The organism is Acinetobacter amyesii (genome assembly GCF_002018365.1).
In the GTDB taxonomy this organism is placed as follows: Bacteria; Pseudomonadota; Gammaproteobacteria; order Pseudomonadales; family Moraxellaceae; genus Acinetobacter; species Acinetobacter amyesii.
Genome location: NZ_MVKX01000008.1, coordinates 171327 through 193975, shown reverse-complemented (window position 1 = coordinate 193975; position 22649 = coordinate 171327). Strand labels below are relative to the sequence as shown.

24 protein-coding genes, 1 rRNA gene and 1 riboswitch are annotated in these 22649 nt (G+C 38.2%); of the genes, 8 read left to right on the top strand and 17 right to left on the bottom strand.

The features are described 5' to 3' along the window. Positions 1 to 35: 35 nt before the first annotated feature. Together rrf and B1202_RS13025 are read left to right on the top strand one after the other, a co-directional pair. A 5S ribosomal RNA gene (rrf, locus tag B1202_RS13030) occupies positions 36 to 150 on the top strand. A gap of 261 nt (positions 151 to 411) precedes the next feature. After that, the gene (locus B1202_RS13025) at positions 412 to 852 is read left to right on the top strand and encodes a hypothetical protein (RefSeq protein ID WP_078191038.1); all 441 of its coding nucleotides are present in this window, start codon (positions 412 to 414) and stop codon (positions 850 to 852) included. An 11-nt stretch (positions 853 to 863) separates the two neighbouring features. Here the strand turns inward: B1202_RS13025 and B1202_RS13020 are convergent, their stop codons facing one another. From B1202_RS13020 to B1202_RS12975, 10 genes are all read right to left on the bottom strand, one after another. Beyond that, positions 864 to 1295, bottom strand: a complete 432-nt coding sequence (locus B1202_RS13020; RefSeq protein WP_078191037.1) for a roadblock/LC7 domain-containing protein — start codon at positions 1293 to 1295, stop codon at positions 864 to 866. A 10-nt stretch (positions 1296 to 1305) separates the two neighbouring features. Then, a complete protein-coding gene (locus B1202_RS13015; protein WP_078191036.1) occupies positions 1306 to 1842 on the bottom strand; it encodes a GTP-binding protein in 537 nt (178 codons plus the stop codon). A 9-nt stretch (positions 1843 to 1851) separates the two neighbouring features. After that, a complete protein-coding gene (locus B1202_RS13010) occupies positions 1852 to 2811 on the bottom strand; it encodes a hypothetical protein (protein WP_078191035.1) in 960 nt (319 codons plus the stop codon). Positions 2812 to 2864: 53 nt separating this feature from the next. Then, the gene (locus B1202_RS13005; RefSeq protein ID WP_078191034.1) at positions 2865 to 3224 is read right to left on the bottom strand and encodes a roadblock/LC7 domain-containing protein; all 360 of its coding nucleotides are present in this window, start codon (positions 3222 to 3224) and stop codon (positions 2865 to 2867) included. Positions 3225 to 3703: 479 nt separating this feature from the next. Continuing rightward, positions 3704 to 4288: a lytic transglycosylase domain-containing protein gene (locus B1202_RS13000; protein ID WP_078191033.1), complete on the bottom strand. Its 585-nt coding sequence runs from the start codon at positions 4286 to 4288 to the stop codon at positions 3704 to 3706. A 339-nt stretch (positions 4289 to 4627) separates the two neighbouring features. After that, positions 4628 to 5113, bottom strand: a complete 486-nt coding sequence (locus B1202_RS12995) for a GNAT family N-acetyltransferase (protein WP_078191049.1) — start codon at positions 5111 to 5113, stop codon at positions 4628 to 4630. Positions 5114 to 5201: 88 nt separating this feature from the next. Then, positions 5202 to 6401: an acyl-CoA dehydrogenase family protein gene (locus B1202_RS12990; protein WP_078191032.1), complete on the bottom strand. Its 1200-nt coding sequence runs from the start codon at positions 6399 to 6401 to the stop codon at positions 5202 to 5204. Between the two features lie 29 nt (positions 6402 to 6430). After that, a complete protein-coding gene (locus B1202_RS12985; RefSeq protein ID WP_171262658.1) occupies positions 6431 to 7717 on the bottom strand; it encodes an acyl-CoA dehydrogenase family protein in 1287 nt (428 codons plus the stop codon). A gap of 241 nt (positions 7718 to 7958) precedes the next feature. After that, complete coding sequence (locus B1202_RS12980) at positions 7959 to 9332, bottom strand: ABC1 kinase family protein (protein WP_078191030.1); 1374 nt, start codon at positions 9330 to 9332, stop codon at positions 7959 to 7961. Positions 9333 to 9489: 157 nt separating this feature from the next. After that, positions 9490 to 9795: a hypothetical protein gene (locus B1202_RS12975; protein WP_078191029.1), complete on the bottom strand. Its 306-nt coding sequence runs from the start codon at positions 9793 to 9795 to the stop codon at positions 9490 to 9492. A gap of 311 nt (positions 9796 to 10106) precedes the next feature. On the opposite strand from B1202_RS12975, the gene prmB reads away from it, so the two are divergent. From prmB to B1202_RS12960, 3 genes are all read left to right on the top strand, one after another. Then, a complete protein-coding gene (prmB, locus tag B1202_RS12970) occupies positions 10107 to 11117 on the top strand; it encodes a 50S ribosomal protein L3 N(5)-glutamine methyltransferase (protein ID WP_078191028.1) in 1011 nt (336 codons plus the stop codon). Positions 11118 to 11130: 13 nt separating this feature from the next. Next, a complete protein-coding gene (gene aroC / locus B1202_RS12965) occupies positions 11131 to 12225 on the top strand; it encodes a chorismate synthase (protein ID WP_078191027.1) in 1095 nt (364 codons plus the stop codon). Positions 12226 to 12372: 147 nt separating this feature from the next. Continuing rightward, positions 12373 to 12888 carry a GNAT family N-acetyltransferase gene (locus B1202_RS12960; RefSeq protein ID WP_078191026.1) on the top strand — a complete coding sequence of 172 codons (516 nt, stop codon included), beginning with the start codon at positions 12373 to 12375 and terminating at the stop codon, positions 12886 to 12888. 104 nt (positions 12889 to 12992) lie between these two features. Here B1202_RS12960 and B1202_RS12955 read toward each other — a convergent pair whose 3' ends face one another. Both B1202_RS12955 and B1202_RS16630 read right to left on the bottom strand, forming a co-directional pair. Then, positions 12993 to 13520 (bottom strand): hypothetical protein, encoded by a 528-nt coding sequence (locus B1202_RS12955; protein ID WP_078191025.1) that lies wholly within the window; start codon positions 13518 to 13520, stop codon positions 12993 to 12995. Between the two features lie 174 nt (positions 13521 to 13694). Further along, on the bottom strand, positions 13695 to 14468 hold the full coding sequence (locus B1202_RS16630; protein WP_078191024.1) for a hypothetical protein: 774 nt from the start codon (positions 14466 to 14468) through the stop codon (positions 13695 to 13697). Between the two features lie 229 nt (positions 14469 to 14697). After that, a riboswitch (glycine riboswitch) is annotated at positions 14698 to 14788 on the top strand. A 134-nt stretch (positions 14789 to 14922) separates the two neighbouring features. Between B1202_RS16630 and B1202_RS12945 the strand changes: the two genes are divergently transcribed. After that, positions 14923 to 16164: a D-amino acid dehydrogenase gene (locus B1202_RS12945; protein ID WP_078191023.1), complete on the top strand. Its 1242-nt coding sequence runs from the start codon at positions 14923 to 14925 to the stop codon at positions 16162 to 16164. Between the two features lie 92 nt (positions 16165 to 16256). Here B1202_RS12945 and B1202_RS12940 read toward each other — a convergent pair whose 3' ends face one another. Beyond that, positions 16257 to 16907, bottom strand: coding sequence for a hypothetical protein (locus B1202_RS12940; protein ID WP_078191022.1), 651 nt, complete (start codon positions 16905 to 16907; stop codon positions 16257 to 16259). Positions 16908 to 17007: 100 nt separating this feature from the next. On the opposite strand from B1202_RS12940, the gene ispF reads away from it, so the two are divergent. Next, on the top strand, positions 17008 to 17496 hold the full coding sequence (gene ispF / locus B1202_RS12935) for a 2-C-methyl-D-erythritol 2,4-cyclodiphosphate synthase (RefSeq protein WP_078191021.1): 489 nt from the start codon (positions 17008 to 17010) through the stop codon (positions 17494 to 17496). On the opposite strand, the gene B1202_RS12930 is transcribed toward ispF, so the two are convergent. The 4 genes from B1202_RS12930 to B1202_RS12915 all read right to left on the bottom strand — a co-directional run bounded on the left by B1202_RS12930 (position 17484) and on the right by B1202_RS12915 (position 21437). After that, complete coding sequence (locus B1202_RS12930; RefSeq protein ID WP_078191020.1) at positions 17484 to 18008, bottom strand: protein tyrosine phosphatase family protein; 525 nt, start codon at positions 18006 to 18008, stop codon at positions 17484 to 17486. The genes ispF and B1202_RS12930 overlap by 13 nt on opposite strands. 57 nt (positions 18009 to 18065) lie before the next feature. Beyond that, on the bottom strand, positions 18066 to 19157 hold the full coding sequence (locus tag B1202_RS12925; RefSeq protein ID WP_143221612.1) for a 3-deoxy-7-phosphoheptulonate synthase: 1092 nt from the start codon (positions 19155 to 19157) through the stop codon (positions 18066 to 18068). A 127-nt stretch (positions 19158 to 19284) separates the two neighbouring features. Next, a complete protein-coding gene (locus B1202_RS12920; RefSeq protein ID WP_078191018.1) occupies positions 19285 to 20181 on the bottom strand; it encodes a sulfite exporter TauE/SafE family protein in 897 nt (298 codons plus the stop codon). 374 nt (positions 20182 to 20555) lie between these two features. Then, positions 20556 to 21437: an MBL fold metallo-hydrolase gene (locus tag B1202_RS12915; protein ID WP_078191017.1), complete on the bottom strand. Its 882-nt coding sequence runs from the start codon at positions 21435 to 21437 to the stop codon at positions 20556 to 20558. A 131-nt stretch (positions 21438 to 21568) separates the two neighbouring features. On the opposite strand from B1202_RS12915, the gene B1202_RS12910 reads away from it, so the two are divergent. After that, the gene (locus B1202_RS12910; protein WP_078191016.1) at positions 21569 to 22543 is read left to right on the top strand and encodes a GlxA family transcriptional regulator; all 975 of its coding nucleotides are present in this window, start codon (positions 21569 to 21571) and stop codon (positions 22541 to 22543) included. Positions 22544 to 22649 lie beyond the last annotated feature (106 nt).

Genomic DNA, 22649 nt, shown 5'->3' with positions numbered 1-22649 from the left:
ATACGTAAGACTAAGCAAGTATCCATAACAGTTGTGCTGGCGACAATAGCAAGAGTGAACCACCTGATCCCTTCCCGAACTCAGAAGTGAAACCTCTTAGCGCTGATGGTAGTGTGGGGTTACCCATGTGAGAGTAAGTCATCGCCAGCTCATTATTCGAAACACCCCCTGATATCTCAGGGGGTGTTTTTTTATGTGTGGTGAAAAGGGAAAGAAAAAGGGAAATAAGAAGAAAAGCAGCAGGATAAAACAGAAAGATGATAGATATTTGAAATTAATAAGGCTGATAAAATCTGAAACCATCTTAAAAAATCCATTTATATCATTTTAAAATCTTTTGCTAATGAAAATGTGTAATAAATCAATATAATAAAATCGTTTATCTCTTTAATAATATATAGGGTATTTAAGATGTTTTTAAAAAAATTATTAGCTACAGTTTTATTTGCATTTGTTTCTTTCAATACTACAGCTGGTGTGTATCAGGATAAACTAAGTGAATGTTTGGTAAATAAAATTTCAGCAGAAGAGAGTCAGAACTTAACGGCTTGGATTTATTTGGCATTTTCAGCACATCCAGAAATTTCTAAATATAGTAAAGTGACGTCAGCTGAGATGCAAAAAATTGATAAAAATATGGCAAATTTATTTCAAGATTTATTTACTAAACGTTGTAATGCTGAAATCAAAGCTGTTACAGAAAATGAAGGAACAAATGCTTTGGGTAAAGCATTTGAACTATTGGGGAATCGTGCAGCTGAGAACCTGATGAAAAATCCAGTTGTTGAAAAACGTATTGCATCATTTGCACAATATTTTGATGAAGATAAAATGCGTGAATCGATGAAATAAATTGAATTGGACTAGGCGAATGTATTTGACAGTTGATATTCGCTTAGTTCATTACTCACTCTTTTTAAAGTATATAATAATTGCCCTAATAATACATTTTTTGATGTTAAGACAACTAATATCATAGGGTGTTGAGGGTGAGAGATCGCTGTGAGTAATGCTTTACCATTTTCAGCATCTAATGTAATGGTTTGACAACCGACTAAATTAATTTCGTTAGTAAAAGCTTGAACCATTGCTAAGATCGAACTGCTTACAGCTGCAAGTTTTCCAGAATTTTCAATATTTTTCTTTTCTATAGATTTTAATTCAAAACCATCAGTTGAACATAACATCATATATTCAACACCGGACACATCAGAAATTAACTCCTTCATGAGTTTATGTGCTTGTTCAATAAGCTGTAGTGGTGCTGAACGTGTTGTACGAATTGCTGTATTCATAATATCTTCATCAGATTGAAAGTTGAACTTCGGCTTTTGCAATAAGTGCTTCTAGAATAAAAAGAATGTCTTTTTTATTTCTAGCATCGATATAAAAAATGGGGTGATGTATCTGTTGTGAATCCTGCCATTCTTTATAAAGTTTGGTGGATTTATACTGCGTACTGTCTAAATGCGTAATCGCGATGATGATGTTTTCATTATTTTCAGAAAAATAATTTAAATAATCATTCAGCTGCTGAATTGGATGGTCATGTGTATGATCAATCAAAATAATTGTACCAATCGCACCGCTGCAAATGGTATTCCATATAAAGTTAAATCTTTCTTGGCCCGGTGTACCATATAAACCAAGTTTTGTACCATCGGCTAGAGTAAGCTCACCATAATCGATCCCAACTGTAGTCAACATTTTTTGATGTGCATTTTGATCAGTATTCAGCGCTTCTGTACTCAGTACAGGAATATCAGAAATACTTTGAATAGCTGTGGTTTTTCCGGCACCCATCGTTCCGGCAAATACGATCTTGTATTGCTGTAAAATCATAATGAAATTTTAGATTCCTAATTTTTTTCGAAGACTACGGAAAAAACTCTGTAGTGGATTTGAAGATTCTTGAGCTGTTTTTTGGCTATGATATACAGTCGCCATGGCTGGTATCTCTTCTATGATTTCAGCTATGTGGCATGCAAATAAATAGCGATTGATAACGTTTTGGCTCAAATGTATTTTTTCAGCGATATATTGAGTAGAACTACCTTCCATAAAAAAAGCGGATATTTTCAATAGTGATTGTCGCTCAGCACAATGTATAGGCTGTGGCCAATGCAAAAGTTTATAGTGGCTTATGTAATTGGGGGGAGTATCATCTACGTAATCCCAAACAAATTGCCATAATCCATGCTGTAAATTTATTGATTCCAGCCCATATTTAAAAGTGACTACTGTATTGGTATCTGCTGGAATGAGTGTGATTTCAGAATTTTGTGTGATTTGTATATTTTGTTCTATCCAAAACTCATTGCTTAAGTTGTCAATGAGTGCGATTGGTTTTTGATTTAAAAGCAATAATTGACGTTGATGTTTATTTAAATCTTTAAAAGCCTGTGAGATCTGGGGTGCATTTAATTTAGGTTTTATGTCTTGCACAACAATAGGTTTGGACACATTTACAGGATTAATATCACGGAATCTTAACGTAACTAAATGCTCTAACCAATGCTCAAAATGATTGGCATTTGTTAGGGGTAAAAACAGGGTATCGTGTTCGATTTGATTTGCTTTCAATTCATTTTTTTTAAGTTTAAGTATGATTAAAGCTTCGTGCCTTATTTTATTTATATTAGGCAGGTCGATAAAGTCATCATTGATTAATAGGACTTGGAGTTTCGAATCTGCAATGTTTGTCCAATGAATAGTAAAAGTTTCAGATAGCTTATTTGAAATAATAGATTTAATGTCATTGATAACATTTAGATTTAAGCCAAAGACAGAAATATATAATGTGCTATTCATGAAATTGTCCAGAAAAAACTGGGTTATTTCAGGTGAAATAACCCAACTTTAAATTAAGAAAAATCTAATTCTTTTTCGAAATGTTTAAGTTCATGGCGAGCCATAGCTAGGTTTGATTTGCTACGGTCTAAAACGAGGTAAAGAAATAATGCTTCATTTGAGTCGAGTGGACGGATTAAGTGATATTGTTTACCTAGAGTAATTAGAATGTCTTCAATTGAGTCATTTAAATTCAATGCTTTGGCAACCTTACGCTTTGAGCGTACAACTTCAGTATTACCAGCAGCAGCTAATTCTAAGTCGATGTCGTTATTGCCTTGTGTCGCCATAGCAAGGCCACTTTCGCTGTCAACCAAAGCTGCAGCAATAAAACCGTCAATGTCTGTTAAACCGTTTAAAGATAATTTGGCCATTATTAACCCCAATAAATTATATGTTAATCAGTAATATAGTTTTACTGACGTATAAGATATTAGCTAAAAATAATGAATAAACAATGCTAAAAAAAATCAGCTGGTTGATTATTGTTAATAATAAATAAAGTAAAAATGGTCTTTAAACGATTCTTGGCTGCTAATAGTTGTAGGATTGTGTAGAATATTTAAACTTTTTATAGAATTGTTGTATATGAAATTCAATTAAGGTTGTTGTTTTATAAGAGTTTTTTTATTAATAGATTTAATGTATTATTCCATTAATTTAATATATAAAAACGATTACATAAGACGAAATAAGTATTAAATATCTGTGCTGTTTGTTTATTTATTGCTCATTAAAATACATTATATAATATTATTTCTAGAGCTATATTTGTGACTTAAGTCTATTAAATTCAAGTATTTGTGATATATATTGAAAGTTCAATCCTAGGTCATAGGATTGAACTTTACTTTTATAATGCACTTTTTAAATTATTTTGATGTTGCTTCACTTGTTTTGCATAACGTTTGCCTTGTTTTTTCATTTTTCGATTGGTGTTATAAGCAGTAGGTCCGACATTATAGTAGGCTAAAGCTTTTGGCATACTACCAGCGGCATTTTTATATTTAGTTAAAATAAATGACCCACAATTAATATTGGTTAATTCGTCATATAAATCCCCAGGGCATGTTGCTTGCCAATAACGTGGCATCACTTGAGTTAAACCGACTGCACCTGCAGGAGAACTGACATAAGGGCGGAAAGTTGATTCTTGGCGAATTACGGCAGCCAGTAGTAAAGGATCTAAGTTGTATTGATCGGCAGTTTGTACAATGTAGGGCGACACTCGGTTTGCAGTTTCAGGATTGACTGAATAGGCCTTTTGTATCCCTGATGAAAGTTTAACGGCACGTTTCTCTACAGAGCCACCACCAAGTGATGAACATCCAGAAATCAGGGTTACAGATATAATAACAGTTGAAAACTTTAAGCTGTGAGCGCTTAGGAGCGACGAAAGACGAGTTGAAAGGCGAGTTTTATTCAGTACATTCTGCATTTATATTCACTTTAAAATAATCATGGCTAAGTGTAATTTCTAAAGCGATATTATGAACTGGAGACTTAGAGGTCAATATTTGCTTAAGATGCTCTGTACAGTGAAATTGTAAGAATTGATGGAAATGTACTCAAATTACATGATTTTTTAAGTGAAGAGAGAAAAACAGATAGCGTTACTTAAGTCAGTATTTCTCTCTTTACATTCTTACTTAAGATTGTGGGGCATTCAAATCCCGAGAACTTTAGTTTTAAAAAACTAGAATATCCACTCATTAAATATCCCTATTTGAAAAAGCTATAACTTTTTTCAGAGGTATGAATGGAATCTAAGTATAATTTAAAGTGTTTTAAGCATCCAAATTTCGCATGCTTGGCTATGACCTGTATTGCCTTTGGGAGCTTGTAAGTGTTGAAATCCTACTTTTTCATAGAGTTTTACCGCTTGCCCAAGTGTATGTGTAGTTTCTAAATAACACGCTTTAAAATTATGATCTTTGGCGAATTGAAAACAAAGTTCTAAAATATCTTTGGCTAAGCCATGACCACGTAATTCAGGCATAAAATACATTTTTTGGATTTCTAAAATGCTTGAGTCTCCAACTAAAGGAGAAAGGCCGCCACCACCTAAAATTGTACCGTGTTGATTTTCAATAACCCAATATTGTGCATTTGCTTGCGCATAGACGTGATATAAATCATCTAAAATTGGATCTGCAACGGCAAATCCTGATTCAGGTGCTAATCCAAATTCTTTGGAAACTGTGCGAATGACATTGGCAATGCTTGCATTGTCTTCAAGTTGAAGTGGTCGGATCTGAAACATAATCATCGAAAAACAAAAAGATGGATTGTTTATAGACTGATCCTATATAAAAATCCATCTCTAAGTTTAAAATTACTCAAGCAAAAAATTACTTTAATTCGCTCGAACTTTTACCCAGTTCACGACGTGCAACGATTAATTGTTGAATTTGTTGTGTGCCTTCAAATATATCGAGGATTTTTGAATCACGTGCCCATTTTTCCAATAATTCATCTTCGTTATAACCGACAGCCGCTGCGAGTTCTACACATTTTAATGTGATTTCATTACCTACACGGCCTGCTTTTGCTTTAGCGATGGATGCTTCACGTGAGTTTGGTTTTTTGTTATCGGCCATCCATGCAGCTTTGAGCATGAGTAGACGTGCTGCTTCCCAGTCTGCTTCCATTCGGTAGATTTGTGCAGCAATATTCGAACTTTGTAAGATGGGTGTTGAATACTGCTCATCTAATTCATCTTTAAAGATTTCTTTAATTCGTTCTAAAGATGCCTTTGCACAGCCTACAGCCATCGCAGCAACGAGCGGGCGGGTATTATCAAAAGTTTCCATAACTCCAGCAAAACCTTTTGCTACATCAATTTCAGCATTACCTAATAAGTTTGCAGCAGGGACACGACAATCTACAAAGCTAATGGCAGCCGTATCAGAGGCTTTAATACCCAATTTATGTTCTAGGCGTTCTACAGTCATGCCCGGCGTACCTTTTTCAACAACAAAGGATTTAATCGCTGCACGACCTAAATTTTTATCTAGTGTTGCCCAAACAACTACTGAATCAGCACGTTCGCCCGAGGTGACAAAGATTTTTTCACCATTGAGGATGTATTCATCGCCATCTTTCGTCGCTGTTGTTCGAATAGCTGCTGAATCAGAGCCGCAATTTGGTTCTGTAATGGCCATAGCGGCCCAAGTTCCTTTTAAGCGTTCTAGTTGTTCATCATTGGCTACTGCTGCAATAGCCGAGTTGCCAAGCCCTTGGCGAGGCATACTGAGCAACAGGCCGGTATCTCCATAGCACATCTCGATGATACTGAGGGCTGTCGACATATTGACACCGTTTTTATTACCCGTGTCTGTGTCGCCACGTTTATTGACGGCAGCACCTGCATTCATGCCATCACCGCCATCATTCATACCGTCGACGAGGGAAGACAACATGTCTAATTCTTTAGGATAGGCATGTTCGGCTTTGTCATATTTACGTGAAATAGGACGTAGAACATTTAAAGCGACTTCATGGGCTTGGTCGATCAGCAATTTAAATTTTTTCGGATTTTGTAAGTTCATGGACATTTCCTTGTTTTTATTTTGCTGAATTAAGCATGTAAGCCAGATTGAAGAATCGCTGTGGCACGTAAGTCTCGATACCAACGTTCTACGGGATGTTCTTTGGTAAAGCCATGACCACCTAATATTTGCACGCCATCGGTCCCAATTTTCATCGATTTTTCAGCACATAGTACGCGGGCTAAATAGGCTTCACGATGAAATGGTTTGCCGGCTTCGGCTAGACTTGCTGCATTGAGGATGAGCATATGCATGGCATCAATTTCGATTGCCATATCGGCAATCATAAATGCCACACTTTGACGATGTGAAATTGGCTCCCCAAAAGCTGTACGCTCGTTGGCATATTGAATGCAATATTTTTTGACTGCAGTTGCGGTACCAACAGCCATGGCACACCACATTAAATTGCCAAGATCGATAAATGAAGTGTAGTTGAAATCTTGATCGCCTAAGCGTTGGGCAGGGGTCTGATCAAATTTTAAAGTTACCGTTTCAGTTGCTTTTAAACCCATAGCAGGTGTTTTTTTTGCGCTAATGCTCTGGTCACGTTGCACAATAAAAACTTCAGGCTGCCCATTCAGCATGGCACTTACCAACAGCACATCTACTTGTTCACCTAAAAGGACTAAGGTTTTCTCCCCACTGATTTTATATTGCTGGCCATCTGCAAACGCCTGAGTTTTAAGTTGATAAGGATTAAATGCCGCCGTGGCCTCTTGTACCGCAAAGCTTGCACGAAGGGCTGAATCATCTGCAAATGCTGCTAAGTAGGTTGCTTGAACAGATTCGGAACCCCATTGGGTGATGGCGTTGATGCAGCTAAATGTCGACAGTAAACCTGCTGTTAAACTAAAGTCACCTTCAGCCAATTGTTCAGCAATTAAGATATTGCTAATGATATTTTTTTCTGCCGCGACGCCACCCAAATCTTCAGGTAAGGCATAATAATTTAGACCTAGATCTTGGATATGTTGCCATAACGCTTCAGGAAATCTTTCCTCTTGATCGGCTTGATGAGCAAGTGGATACAAGACTTCTGTGGCAAATTGCTGCATCGCATCAGCAGTCATTTGTTGTTCTTCAGTCAGGTTTAAATCAAATAATGATTTTTGTTGATTAGGCAAACGTTGCTTATGTACATCTTTGTTGGTCTGAAATACTTTTTGCGTTTGGCTCAGGGTTTTAAAACCAGCTTTTGAGCTTTGATACAAAGATTTTTCAACAAATTTGCGCAGTTTAAACTGATCGAGTACATCACTTCCGGCAATTTTTGTTAAAAGTGAGAGTCCAAATCCTTGTGCCTTGTTTACCATATTGGTCATTGTTGTTTTCCATTTGCGTTGTTCTTATTTAATGCTGACATGCCAAAGATAGAAAAACCATGTCATAAATGACATGCATGATTGTCAAAGATAAACGGCGAGATTAGGTGGGATTTGATAGCTAAATGATTAATTAAGAATAGAAAAGTAAAAAGGCTTAAACAGATTGTTATTTTAAAATTGACTTGGCTGACATTTGAGTCAGCCAAGTCTTGAGGTGTGCATTGAATGATTATTGATATTTTTGAATCATACGACGAACATTGGTTTTTGCTTCAATGACGGTCATAAAGGTATATGCACCGATAAATTTACGGCTAATAAACATAAACTCTTTCGGTGGAACTGAGAAGTAACGAGATGCCATCGATTTTGAAGCTTGTTGCATCACACGGCTATGTAATTGGCTTTTTTTCCAGTCATAGCGTTGTTGTTCGTCCATAACACCAGCAGGGATGTCTGGGTTATTTTCAGTGCTACTAAATGCCTCTGTCGCTAAAAGAAAGACTTTTGCCATATCGGGTTTAATACTTTGTGGAATACCATCAAAGAACTCATAACCTGTCATCGCTTTGACCATTTGCTCAGAGCTATGCTGATAACCCGCGGTAATCAAATTACGCGCAACGCCTAATAGATGATCATCGAACTGACGAATCGCACCAAAGTCGAGGAGGACAATTTTATCAGGGACATCCGCACCATTGCCTAAACGGACCAAATAGTTTCCGAAGTTAGGGTCGGTTTGCATTTCACCCCATTCAAAAATTTCGCGTACAGCAATTTCAAGTGATGCTTCACCTAAGGCATTGCGACGCTCTTGAGGAAGTGACAGCATTACAGGGCTGTTAATCGGCACACCACGTTCAAAGGTCATACACAGCACTTGAGGTGTTGAATAACCTTCAATGATTTGCGGGACGATATAGCGTGGATCTTCTTTTAAGCGTGCAGCAAAACGGCGAGTGGTGTCTGCTTCAATTTTATAATTTACTTCACGATGCATCATTTCACGAACTTCATCAAACCACTGATCAAATTCACGGGTTTGGGGCACCATTCGTGTCAGTTTGAGCATGTTTTTGAATAGATTCATATCCGAATCGATGGCATCTGCCACACCTGGATACTGGATTTTTAGAACCAGTTCTAAACCATCAGATTTGCGTTTTGCACGGTGAACCTGTGCCAAAGATGCTGTGCCAAGTGGCTCATGATCAATCACGAGATCATCAAGCTTTGAGCCAAGTTGATTTTGTAATTGGACTTTGATGGCTGGCCATGCCAATGCAACTGTTTGATTGTTCAAGGTGTTGAGGGCTTGGGTGATTTCTTCAGGCAGAAAATGTTCACCATACAATGCCATCATTTGCCCGATTTTTACAATCGAACCTTTTAATTTACCAATTTCTGCGACGAGATATTCAGCCTGATCTTTCATGGCTTTTTTACGCTTTTTCTCTTTTTCTTCCTCACTCGAAAAAATAGAAGTGGCGTTTGATGCTGCCCAACGAGTTCCCGCAAGTAGCGATGCCTTTGCGATAGATAAGCGTCGATCCATAGAAGACGTTTTCAAGTGTTTGAGCTTATCGTTCTGATCTGACATGTAAATTAAATCCTTTAATCAGCAATTCGCAGAAAAATACATTGTAGCTAATTTTAACGTTTCTTAACGTATTAAAATAGTTCAACTTACTGAATATGCAGTAAGCATTTGCAAACTTAAGCAAGATGCCGCGTAGACAGGTACATTGGAAAGAAAACTATAAACGATATTTGATTTTTACCGTATCGTTTTGCATCAATGCGGCTTTATGTTCTTCAATATGTTGATGAATAAGATGTTGGACAGATTCGTCTTTAAATCCGGCAGCATAACCTTTGACAATAATAATGCTCGGTAAGCTAAAAAATAGGGTACGTGCGTTTTCTAGACTCGCATCAGGGAAAACTTGATGTTCGATCAGTAGTTGCTGAAAAAATGCCTTTTCAGTTTGCACATTTAAAGACTGAGTGTCTTCCCAATAGCTCTGACGCATAGCCATGAGGTTATTGTGCTTATAGCTCATTGGAGCTCCGCATTTAAAATTTAACTGTTTGTATGGGGATAATTTTATAAAATTAAAGCTTATGATCAAGTACAAATTGCTAAACATTTGAGCTTGAATTGGTTTTTATTCATAATTTTTATCTATTAGGTTTTATAGCATGCTGAAGAAAAGCCTAAAGTACAAATTTCATTTCAGCGAATGTATCTGACCTATATGTGCGGGTTATGAAATGCTTTTAAGCGGTGAATAATGCCGTATTTTTATTATAAATAGCATCAAAACAAGGTATCATAGGGCGTTTAAAAAATTATGAACTGGAGACGCCTTAAGTGGATCGACCGACTATTAGCCCTGAACATTTACAGGAAGCAGCTGAAAACCTATCAACAATTCGTGATTATATCCGCTTTGGGGTAACAGCTTTACGTCAATATGATGCCCACTTAGGACAAGGTACAGAAGACTATTTTGCTGAAAGCTCAGCATTGGTTTTACAAACGTTATCTCTAGATTGGAATGCAGATGCGGAAATCTTAGATGCGAAATTATTGCCAAGTGAAGTTGCAGAATTTTTAGCATTGTTAGAACGTCGTATTAATGAAAAAGTTCCAACGTCTTATTTACTTAACTTGTCATATTTCTTTGGTAAGCCATTTTATGTCGATGAACGTGTTCTGATTCCACGTTCTCCAATTGCAGAATTGATTGAAAACCGCTTTGCGCCATATTGCTTAGGTGAAAATGGCGAAATGGGTACTGCGGTTAATAATCTACCTGAAAATGCCAATCCAAAAACTCCTCAGCGCATTTTAGATATGTGTACGGGTTCAGGTTGTATCGCGATTGCTTTAGCTTATGCATTCCCAGATGCTGAAGTTGATGCAACAGATTTGTCTAAAGATGCACTTGAAGTAGCACAAATTAACTGTGAACACCACAATAAACAATATCAAGTGGCTTTACTTGAGTCTGATTTATTCGCCAAAATTCCAGCAGAAAATCAATATGATTTAATCGTGTCAAATCCACCATATGTGGATGCTGAAGACATGGCAGATTTACCAGAAGAATTCCACCATGAACCTGAAATGGCGCTTGCTGCGGGTCAAGATGGTTTGGATCTTGTGCGTAAAATGTTGGCACAAGCTGCAGATTACCTGACGGAAGATGGCTTAATTGTGATTGAGGTGGGTAACTCAGAATGGGCAATGCGCCAAAACTTCAATACCGTTGATTTTTATTGGTTACAGTTCCAAAAAGGCGGTACAGGTATCTTTGCATTGACTGCTGCTCAATGCCGCGAATACCGAGATTTATTCATTCAATCTGTTCAAGCATAAGGAGTCGTTTGACATGGCAGGTAATAGTATAGGGCAACTCTTCCGTGTAACGACTTGTGGTGAATCTCATGGCGTTGGTCTGATGGCCATTGTGGATGGGGTTCCACCGGGTATTGAACTGACTGAAGCCGATTTGCAAAAGGATCTGGATCGTCGTAAGCCGGGCACATCTAAGTTTGCAACTCAGCGTAAAGAACCTGATGAAGTTGAAATTATTTCGGGCGTATTTGAAGGCAAAACAACCGGTACATCAATTGGTCTATTGATCCGTAACACAGATCAAAAATCAAAAGATTATGGCAACATCGCGCAAACCTTCCGTCCGGGTCATGCAGACTATACGTATACACATAAGTATGGTTTTCGTGATTATCGTGGTGGTGGTCGCTCGAGTGCTCGTGAAACTGCGATGCGTGTTGCTGCGGGTGCTATTGCTAAAAAATACTTGTTTGAGAAATTTGGCATCGAAATTCGTGGTCATGTAACCCAAATTGGTACCGAAAAAGCAGAGAAATTGGACTGGAATGAAGTTCCGAATAACCCATTTTTCTGTGGTGATGCAGATGCCGTCCCACGTTTTGAAGCTCTCGTAACGTCACTTCGTGAACAAGGAACGAGCTGTGGCGCCAAACTGGAAATTATTGCGACACAAGTACCAGTTGGTTGGGGCGAGCCTGTATTTGATCGTTTAGATGCAGATATTGCACATGCTATGATGTCCATCAACGCTGTAAAAGGTGTGGAAATTGGTGATGGCTTTGGTGTTGCTGAGCAGTTTGGTCATGAAACACGTGATGAGTTAACTACGGATGGTTTCTTGGCAAACCATGCTGGCGGCATTTTGGGCGGTATTTCGAGTGGTCAAGACATTCGTGTTGCGATTGCCTTGAAACCAACAGCTTCCATTACTACGCCGGGTAAAACCATTACGATTAATCGTGAAGATACAGATGTGTTGACCAAAGGTCGCCATGATCCTTGTGTCGGTGTTCGTGCGACACCAATTGCAGAGGCGATGTTGGCAATTGTGCTCATGGATCACTTCATGCGTAACCGTGCACAAAATGCGGATGTTGTCGCTCCATTTGCTCCAATTGAACCCAAGTGAGGAAACAAAGCGCTGCTTTGTTTCGAACGCGGTTGGTGAATAGCGCTAGCGAGCTACACTGATGAGCAAATTGCATAAAAAACCAGACAATTATCTGGTTTTTTTATTTCAGTAAAATAGACCCATGAAAATAAATAGCTAAAAAATATGAATATAAGACATGCTTTACTTAGTGATATTCAGCAGCTCGAAAGCTTAATGAATATAGCCTATCGGGAGAATCATCCCAAGAGTTGGACCACGGAACATCATATCGTTCGAGGAAATCGAATAAATGTGTCTCAACTCAGCCAACTTTTACAAAAAAAAGATTTTCATCTATATGTGATGGAATCGGAAAATACACAGATCATGGGGTGTATTGGTATTCAAATACAGGGGATGAGCTGTGAAATTGGTCATTTTGCAATTCATCCAGATGAGCAAACTCAGGGCTTAGGAAAAAAATTATTGCAATTTGCAGAACAGCAAGCGATGTTGATTGAACCCAATGTTGAAGAATTTGTAATGTATGTGATTGATCAGCGTTTAGAATTAATAAAATATTATCAACGACGTGGCTATAAGCTAACAGATGAAAATCAAGCCTATCCTCTTCATCTAGAAGTAGGTCAACCGATTTGTGAACTTACAATTAAACAATTAATTAAACGAATAAAATAAAGATCATATGATGTATTTGATCAATTAATAAAGCGAAATGAATAAAAAATCCCAAAAGAAAACATACACTAACTTTTGGGATTTTTATTTTAGACTATTTGAGCTTAAGAATAAGCACGTAAAAATAGTCGATAGGCATCTGAAGATTTTTGGTTTTTTAACATATAGTGTGCGATTTCACCTTGGTTGGTATTCATAATCACAGCAATATTTTTTGCGTCACGGAATTGTTTAAGTACAGCATCTGGAATCATCACGGTATTAGAAGAATCAATCACATTTGAATTATCTAAGCGACGATAATTTGTTTGACCTATTGCAGGATAAGACAATACTTTGCCGTCAATCACAAAAGATATTTCATTCATATCAAGCTGCTGTTGATCATAAGAATGCAGTGAAAGTGCATACTCACCTTTGTTTTTTTGCCAATCAATTGCAAGTTCAGGACATTTTTGCCCAGCTTCACATAGTAACTGACCTCGAGTAATGGTTCGTTGGATCACTTTGCTGTTTTCAACGGTATTCACACCATTTAGCTTCAAGGTTCTTGTTTCAGGTTTATTTTTAGGTACGGTAATACAACCCGTGAGTAGTAGGAGTGTAAATCCAAGAACTAAATAATTTTTCATGTGTATTTCCATGTTAGCGTTATTTTTATGAGCAATATTTATTTTGGCGCATATTCACACAGAAAAACAAAAAAGTAAAATACATCACACTTTTCTAGTTTTGTTTGAGCACTGCTTTAATATAAGTTATGGATATTCAAATAAAAAATATTTTTACGTTATATTGAGTACACTTCATAGAAGTTTAGATAATTTAAGCAGGATCTGTGATTTTGCGCTATCAATCTGCTCGGAATTGGTTTGTCGAGATAATTGGTCACGTGGTTTTTCACCTAAAAAATATTTGATACGTTCAGCATTTGCACCTGATGGATGGGGAAGTCCAGCTAAAATCTGTTGATCATTTAAATAGCCTAAGCTGCTTACATAATTTAAAACCTCATCTACACCTTTGCCTAGCGGGATGTAAATTGCATTAGGAAGCTGTTGAACCATAGGAATAAAATAATCATCAATATGTTTTTTTAATAATTCATTTTTCAACATTGCGGGCGTTGAACCTGCATAATTTTTTCCATTGATCAAAATGCATTGCTGTAAAACTGAACACATTTGCACCATATCTTGATGAGTGCTAAATAGCTCAGCAGAGGTCTGTATGCCTAATTGATTGTGTAATCCAATATGATCTAGCAGTTGAGTTAAATTTTTACGAATAGGACCGCTAAAAGCACCACTATTCTTGGCAAGTTTAAGAATGTTTCCCTCAGATAATTGCTGCTCTAAGCCGTCCTTCGCTGCAATTAATGCATTACGCCACTGTTGTTGGCCTGGGCAGATGCCGACGATGACCACTTTTGCATCATGATTTATGGCCTCAAATGGTGCATAAAAACTTTGAATAGTTCCTAGAGTCTTAAGAAGGAGTAAATCACTTTGGGTTAATTCTTCAATAGAATGTGTTTTGATCACAGATGCAAAGCGAGAGAAAAGTGTTGAATCCGGCATAAAACTTCGATCTTTCTAGGTATAAATTTCATTTAATATTTTAAACCTTTATTTTAAAGATGAAGTATTTAGGTGTAGAAAAAATGATTTTATATTTATAGCCTAACAACTTAAATTTATATAAAAATAATATTTAACAATATTGACCCAAATAGGACTTGAGATTTGGTACAAATATTGCTCATATCTAACTTAGGCAATACCAAGATGAATGCCGAATAAAAATGAATGGATGATTGCAGGAGAGAAGCACAGATTGTGCTCGCCGAAGGAGCAAGTTCCCCCAGGAAACTCTCAGGCAAAAGGACTGTAATCATATAAAAAATCTGGAGAGAAGTAGGCTAGACCTACTCACCGAAGGGGAAGGTTCACATTGCTTCGCAAGGAACCAAAGCTCTCAGGTACCAATGACAGATGGGGCGAGCATAGGAAATATAATTTCCAAGGAGCCTATATGTGTCATATTGTTGTGATTGGTGCAGGTATTACTGGGGTAACGACAGCTTACGAACTCGGATTACTCGGTTATCGTGTCACTGTGGTTGATAAACATCTTTATCCTGCGATGGAAACGTCGTTTGCCAATGGTGGTCAATTATCAGCGTGTAATGCAGAGGTCTGGAACCAAAAAGCAACGGTGGTGAAAGGCATCAAATGGATGTCACAAAAAACCGCGCCATTATTATTAAATCCAAGTTTTAATCTACACAAATATTCATGGCTCTTTGAGTTTATGGGACATATTAAAGATTATCGTGAAAATACTCACGAGACTGTACGTCTCGCATTGATGGCACGTCAGCGTTTATTTGAAATAGCTGAGCATGAAAACTTACAGTTTGATTTAGAAAAACGCGGCATTTTACATTTCTTTCATAATCAACATGATTATGAGGTGGCGACTCAAGTTAATAATATGCTCTGTGAGGGTGGCTTAGAGCGTCATCCTGTGACATTAGCTGAAATCCGTGATATTGAGCCTAGTCTGACAGGTGAATACTATGGTGGCTTTTATTGTCCGGGGGATGCCACGGGCGACATCCATAAATTTACGACGCAGCTTGCCAAAGCAACAGAACGCTTTGATGTGAAATATATGTGGGGCTTTGAGGTGACTGACTTTGAACACCATGCAAAAGGTGTCAATGTACAGTTAAAAGCCAGTGATGAAAATATGGAACATCCTGATGCCGATACCACACTTGAGGCAGATGCTGTGGTGGTCTGTGGTGGCGTAGGTAGTTATGAACTTGCGCATAAACTCGGTGACAGGGTAAATGTCTATCCAGTCAAAGGATATTCAATCACTATTAATTTAAATGATGAACAAAGTCAGGCCAATGCGCCTTGGGTAAGTCTGTTGGATGAAAGTGCTAAAATTGTGACTTCACGTTTAGGTGCAAATCGACTCCGTGTTGCAGGCACGGCAGAGTTTAATGGCTATAACCGAGATATTCGCGCAGATCGCATTCAACCCTTAATTGATTGGTCAAATCGTAACTTTAATCTCTCTACAGAACATGTGGTGCCATGGGCGGGTTTACGACCAATGATGCCCAATATGATGCCTGTAGTGCATGCAGGTAAGCGTGATCATATATTTTATAATACAGGGCATGGTCACCTTGGATGGACTTTATCTGCGGCAACAGCTGCAATGATTAGCCAGCAAGTGCAGCAAACACATCCGATTTAACTGACATATTGTAGACATCAAAAAATTGTAGACATCAAAAAAGCCTCAACGTTGAGGCTTTTTTGATGTTTCTAAGTCATTCGAATTTGATCTTAATCATATAAACGATAAATCCCTGCAAAACGTTCACAGCCTTTTTGTTCAGTTTTTACTGAGAGTAAGGCTTTACTGTAATTGAACTGATATTTGCAGTCGTGTTCATTATCGGTGATTTGATTTTTTTGTTCGGGTGTTGTGTAAGCTAAAAATGGAATGGTTTGTGTTTCAACTCGATTGTTCGGATTACGATAGGCAATGCCTTCTATTTTGATGCTGTCTTTGCCCAGTTGATGCACCTTTAAATGTACAGGTGATGTCGCAAAATGACCATTTTCAAATTTAAGATAATGCTGCGTTAAACTTTGGTTCATCGAGGTGTAGATATTCAAATCTTCGTGGCGAAGTTCAAACTGTTGTTTGAAACACTCCAAGTTTTTGCATTGCTGAACTCGGCTATACCATAATTTTTGCGTATCTATCAGTAAGCGTACAGGAGCATCGGTAATCAACTGCGCTGTTAAAAATAGCCCATCTAGCTTTTCACGCTGTTCTTCAAAACCGTCAGAACAGTAATTTTTTTTTGCCTGAGTATTGGCCTGATCACAGTCAATCTTTTCTGCATGCGTAAACGTCGCTAGGCTAGAACCTATTAGCAGAACCAGTCCGAATTTTTTGATGATATTTATTTCAGTTTTCAACAGCATGATCGCTTATACTTTCACTATGTTGCGCTTGCCCACACTATAGCGAAATAGAAAGCGTGAATACAAGATTTCAATCATTATTTTATCAAGGAACTCAAGCATGATAGCTCAAATTCGTATCGGTCAGGGCATGGATGTGCATGCATTTGAAGAAGGTGACTTTGTAACGCTTGCTGGTGTTCAAATTCCACATACACATGGACTCAAAGCACATTCAGATGGTGATGTGGTATTGCACGCGCTTTGTGATGCATTGTTAGGTGCTTTGGCACTTGGAGATATTGGTCAGCATTTTCCAGATACAGATCCAAAATTTAAAGGTGCCGATAGTCGAGTACTTTTAAGACACGTCTACCAACTGATTTTAGATCGTGGATATGTACTTAATAATGCTGATATTACCGTGGCTTGTGAGCGCCCTAAACTAGCAAAACATAATTTAGAAATGCGTCAAAGCATCGCAGATGTTATGGATGTTGAAGTCACGCAAATTAGCATCAAAGCGACCACCACCGAAAAATTAGGGTTTACCGGTCGCCAAGAAGGTATTCTTTCTACTGCAACTGTACTGATTTCTCACGCAAAATGATCTGGATGGATCAGCGCATGTTGTAAATCTTGAGTTGCTTTACGGCCTTGGAGTTGTAAGGCAACCGCATGGATTAAACCTGTCCAAGTTTCATTGGGTTCCCAAATTTGATGCATCAAATCTTGAGCCTTTGGCATATCAACATCCATATAGTATTGACGATATAAATACATCAAACTGCTGACACGGAAGTTTTTCGCACAGTGTAGCCAAACCGTTTGACCTTGAACCAAATGGTCAATCATATCGAGTACTAAAAGGCATTGATCATCTGAAGGGGTATCCCAAGAGATTGGAACTTGGATGTAGTTTAGGCCTAGATCTAGGCAAATGCGGTCTTCATGCTCGATATGATTGGATGCATCGGTCAAGGCTAAATTGATAACTGTTGAAACACCATATTCTTTAATCGTTTGAAGCTCAGAAGGAGATGGTTGTCCGGACGTTAATAAGTGTTCATGTATATATTGGAAGTTTTCAATGTGACTTAACGCATTTTCGATTTCATTCATCTGACAAATAATCCTTCAAAGTAAAACGCCATCTTGAAGATGGCGTTTTTCATTCACTTAGCGTGTCGGTAACACGTCTTTAAGTGCTTCATGCATCTCTAACAAGACTTTTTCAGTCGTATCCCAATCGATACAGCCATCAGTCACTGATTTACCATATTCGAGGTCACATAGGTTGGCAGGAATATCCTGACGACCACCTTTTAAGTGACTTTCTACCATAATACCCACGATTGACTTGTTTCCGTCAAGGATTTGTTCAGTAATATTTTTGAGAACAAGGGGTTGTAGGTACGGGTCTTTGTTTGAGTTTGCATGACTGGTATCAATCATGATTTTGCCACTAACTTTTGCTTTGGCTAATGCCGCCTCTGCATCTGCAACTGAACCTGCGTCGTAGTTTGGTTTACCGTTACCGCCACGAAGAACAACGTGTGCATAAGGGTTACCACTGGTACGAATAACAGAAACTTGACCTTGGTCACTTAAGCCCAAGAAGCTATGACCATGTTTAACAGATTGCATGGCATTGGTCGCAACGGTTAAACCGCCATCTGTACCATTTTTAAAGCCCACAGGTGAAGAAAGGCCAGAAGACATTTCACGATGTGTTTGGCTTTCAGTGGTGCGCGCACCAATCGCTGACCAAGAGATAAGATCTTGGTAGTACTGTGGTGAGTTTGGATCGAGTGCTTCAGTTGCACAAGGCAAACCTTTTTCATTCAATTCAAGTAAAAGTTTACGGCCAATACGTAAGCCTTTTTCGATGTTGAAAGAATCGTTCATGTCTGGGTCATTAATTAGACCTTTCCAACCCACAGTGGTACGTGGTTTTTCAAAATACACACGCATCACGACATAAATCGTATCTTGGATTTTGTCACTTAAAACTTTTAAACGGTCAGCATAATCATGTGCAGCGACTGTGTCATGAATTGAACATGGACCAATGACAACAAAAAGACGTTTGTCATTTCCATCTAAAATATTACGTACAGTTTCACGGCCCTTAAGGACTGTTTGATAGGCAGTTTCAGTCAGAGGTAGCTCTTTTTTTAGTTCTGCAGGAGTAACAAGAGGCTGAATGCTTTTTACATTCACGTCATCAATGTCGTTTTGGGTAATAGAATTTGACTGTAAAGTATTCATTGCCGTCACTGGTTTGATTATACAAAAGGTTGTTTCGTGAGCCGAATATAACATGAATATAGCATTCAAATGTTATAAAAAAGATCAATAAGTCTCTGAAAAAAAAGTGATGAATCGGGCAGTTAATTTAAACCTGCTGACTATTCACCGTCGGTGCGATCAACATTGCAGTTGTTAGTTTTTCGACAGGTTTTGATTTTACTGGATTAATGATGAAATTCATGCCTAAAACAAACAAGGTAATGCCTAAGACTTTACGAATGACTTTTTCAGGTAAACGGGAGCTGATTAAAGTTCCGACCACAATCGCGGGAATAGAACCCACCAATAACCAACCCAATAGATGAAAATCAACATTGCCTGAGCTCATATGACCCAAGCCAGCAACCAGTGTAAGCAGCACGGCATGAACAACGTCAGAACCAATAATACGAATCATCGGTAAGTTCGGGAACATAAGCACCAAAGCCATAATACCGAAGGCACCTGCACCAACAGACGATAGAGTAACGAATACGCCTAAAATAATCCCCATGATGATGATATATGCACGCTTATTTTTAGCTTGGAAATTGATACGCTCCAGATCCGCACTCATATCATCCAACTGATCAGTTTTTCGAAATTTATTAAAGAATTTTTCGATATGACCACGGAAAATAATTGAGATCCCAGTAATCGTCAGCATAAAACCCAAAAACATGGTTAATACGGTTTTGTAATGTGTCGATTGGCTCAGATAGTTTTCAAGGACCCAATGGGTCGCAAAAGACGCAGGGATACTGCCGACTGCAAGCCAAATAACAATGGTCCATACGATATTCATTTTACGTGCATGAACTAAAGAACCACAAAATTTTGAAATAGCGGCATACAGCAGGTCTGTACCAATCGCAATATGGGGTTCAATTTTATACAGGCTGATCAGGATCGGGGTCATTAGTGAACCACCGCCAACACCGGTAATACCTACGCAGAAACCTACAATTACACCTGCCAGAATGAACTCTAAAGGACCGACCATCGCTGAATGCCAAATATCAAAAAACGTGCATATCTTATGACTAATTGATATAAGTCGTTGTCTCGATTAGTGATTTGCTTGTGAAAAAAATAGATAAAGAATGATCTTAATTTTGAAATAAATGAATTTTATATTAGCTAAGTTATTGATTACGGCTTTCTCAACTGGTTGATAGTTCAAATGGAGATTATGCTGCAGTGAAATCATATATTTTGAATATAAGGCGTTGAATATCTGAAGTGGATTACCAATCACTCAAAACACACTAAGTTTTATCATCCTAGCTTTCGATTTGATATTTATCGATATATTCAACAGTGAAAATAAAGTCCACTGCTGCTAAGGCTGATACACCTTAAAAAGACTCATACGCCTTAAAAAGATAAGGTTTCGCCATCTAAAGGAATCAACACTTTATCCTGAATATTTTGAGCTTTTACATAGGCTGCCAATTGCTCACGTGTTAACGACATGTGGTTAATGGCATCCATATGCACTGCGACAATTTTAGCCTTGGGTACCTGTTGCACAGCGCGTAAGGTGTCTTCTTTACCCATAATAATCGACTCTTTAAATCCATCGACTAAGGCATTGCCTGTATTTAAAATAATCACATCAGGTTGGAATGTTTGAATAGCTTGATCCACTTCAGGGCGCCAAATCGTGTCACCCGCTAAATAAATGGTTTCATGTCCTGCGGCTTCAAAAATGATCCCCATGGCTTCACCCAAGCCTTTTTTCAGTTCTGGGACACGATACATTGCATCTGTACCGTGTTGTCCACCAGTTTTGGTTAACTTCACGCCTTCAAATGTGGTTTGCGTTAATACGCGTACATCTTTAAAGCCTTGGGATTGGATGGTCTTTTGATCTTGACTGTTTTGGACATAGATCGGCAGCGTTTTAGGGATCGCCGCTTGCGCAGCATCATCCCAGTGGTCGAGATGAGTATGGGTAATGATCACGGCATCGACATTCGCTAAAATGGTTTCGGCTTTGAGCGGTAAATCCACCAATGGATTGCGTAAATAACTCCGATGTGTATTTGGAAACCCTTCATAGAACCCTTTGGGTGCAAACATCGGGTCTATTAAAAAGGTCGTGTCTGCATAGCTGATTTTGACCGTCGCATTGCGTATTTCTTGAACTTGAGTGATTTTAGAAATATCTCGGACTTGGTCTAGATTTGCCGATGCCGAAGCAGAGCCGATAATCAAAGCAGTCGCTAAAACCGTATAGCCTAAAAATGTTTTCATAAAAAGCATTCGTATAACAAAGATGACTTTATTATTTGGAAATAAGTGCTTTAAACATATTGTCCTTAAAGACATAAATAGAAACTATTAGGCCAAATGGTATAATGGCTTTATTTATGAATAGCCACGTGATGTCTATACCTAAAATTGCGTTGTTTATATATCCAAATATTCCGCTGTTTCATTTTTCAGTCCCGCAAACCATATTCAATATTGAAATAGAGGGACAGAAATTATTTGAAGTAACGACGTTTTCGGTTGATGGAATGCCCATCCGTACTGAAAAGACGGTCATGATTCAGGCTGATGGCGGCTTAGAGCAGATGCTTGATGCCGACCTTGTAATTATTCCGGGCTGGGATGATATCCATCAAAAGCCAGATCATGAGCTGATGACAGCCTTACAAAAGGTACATGAAAAAGGAATTAAGATTGTAGGCCTTTGCTATGGCGCATATCCATTGGCGTATGCTGGGTTACTTGACCACAAACAGGTCACGACACATTGGGCTGGCAGTGCCGATTTTAAGCAAAAATTTCCATGTGTGAACTTAGATAAAGATGCTTTATATATTGAAGATGCAGGCATCATTACTTCCGCAGGTACGGGGGCTGCTTTAGATTGTTGTTTATACATAGTCGGGGAAATCTACGGGGCAAAAATTGCCAATAAAATATCGAGATTGATGGTAATTCCAACCCATCGTGAGGGCGGACAGGCGCAATTTATTGAACAGCCGATTTCTACAATGACTTACGATACGGAGATCAATCGTTTACTCGATTATTTACGGCATAACCTGTCGAAACCGCACACTATTGAAGAACTTGCCGTTTATTCCAATATGAGTAGAAGGACACTGACCAGACATTTTAAACATGCAACAGGGCTGCCTATTGTCACTTGGTTAAATAATGAAAGACTGCGATATGCGGCTGAATTGCTTGAAGTGACAGATTATTCGATTGATAAAATTGCGGAAAGCGCAGGTTTTAATACAGCAGTGCTATTTCGTAAATTATTTAAGAATAAATACGGCACAAATCCGAACCATTGGCGGAAAAATTTTAATCAGCAGCTAAGTAGCAGTGATGAATATTCCTAAAATGGTGAATTAAAACCGTGCAGCTTTTTTCAGGAAATCTATTAACTTTGCGAAGGACTCGTATAGAATCTATAGCTAAAGAACATTGAGTTAAAAGGACAGACTT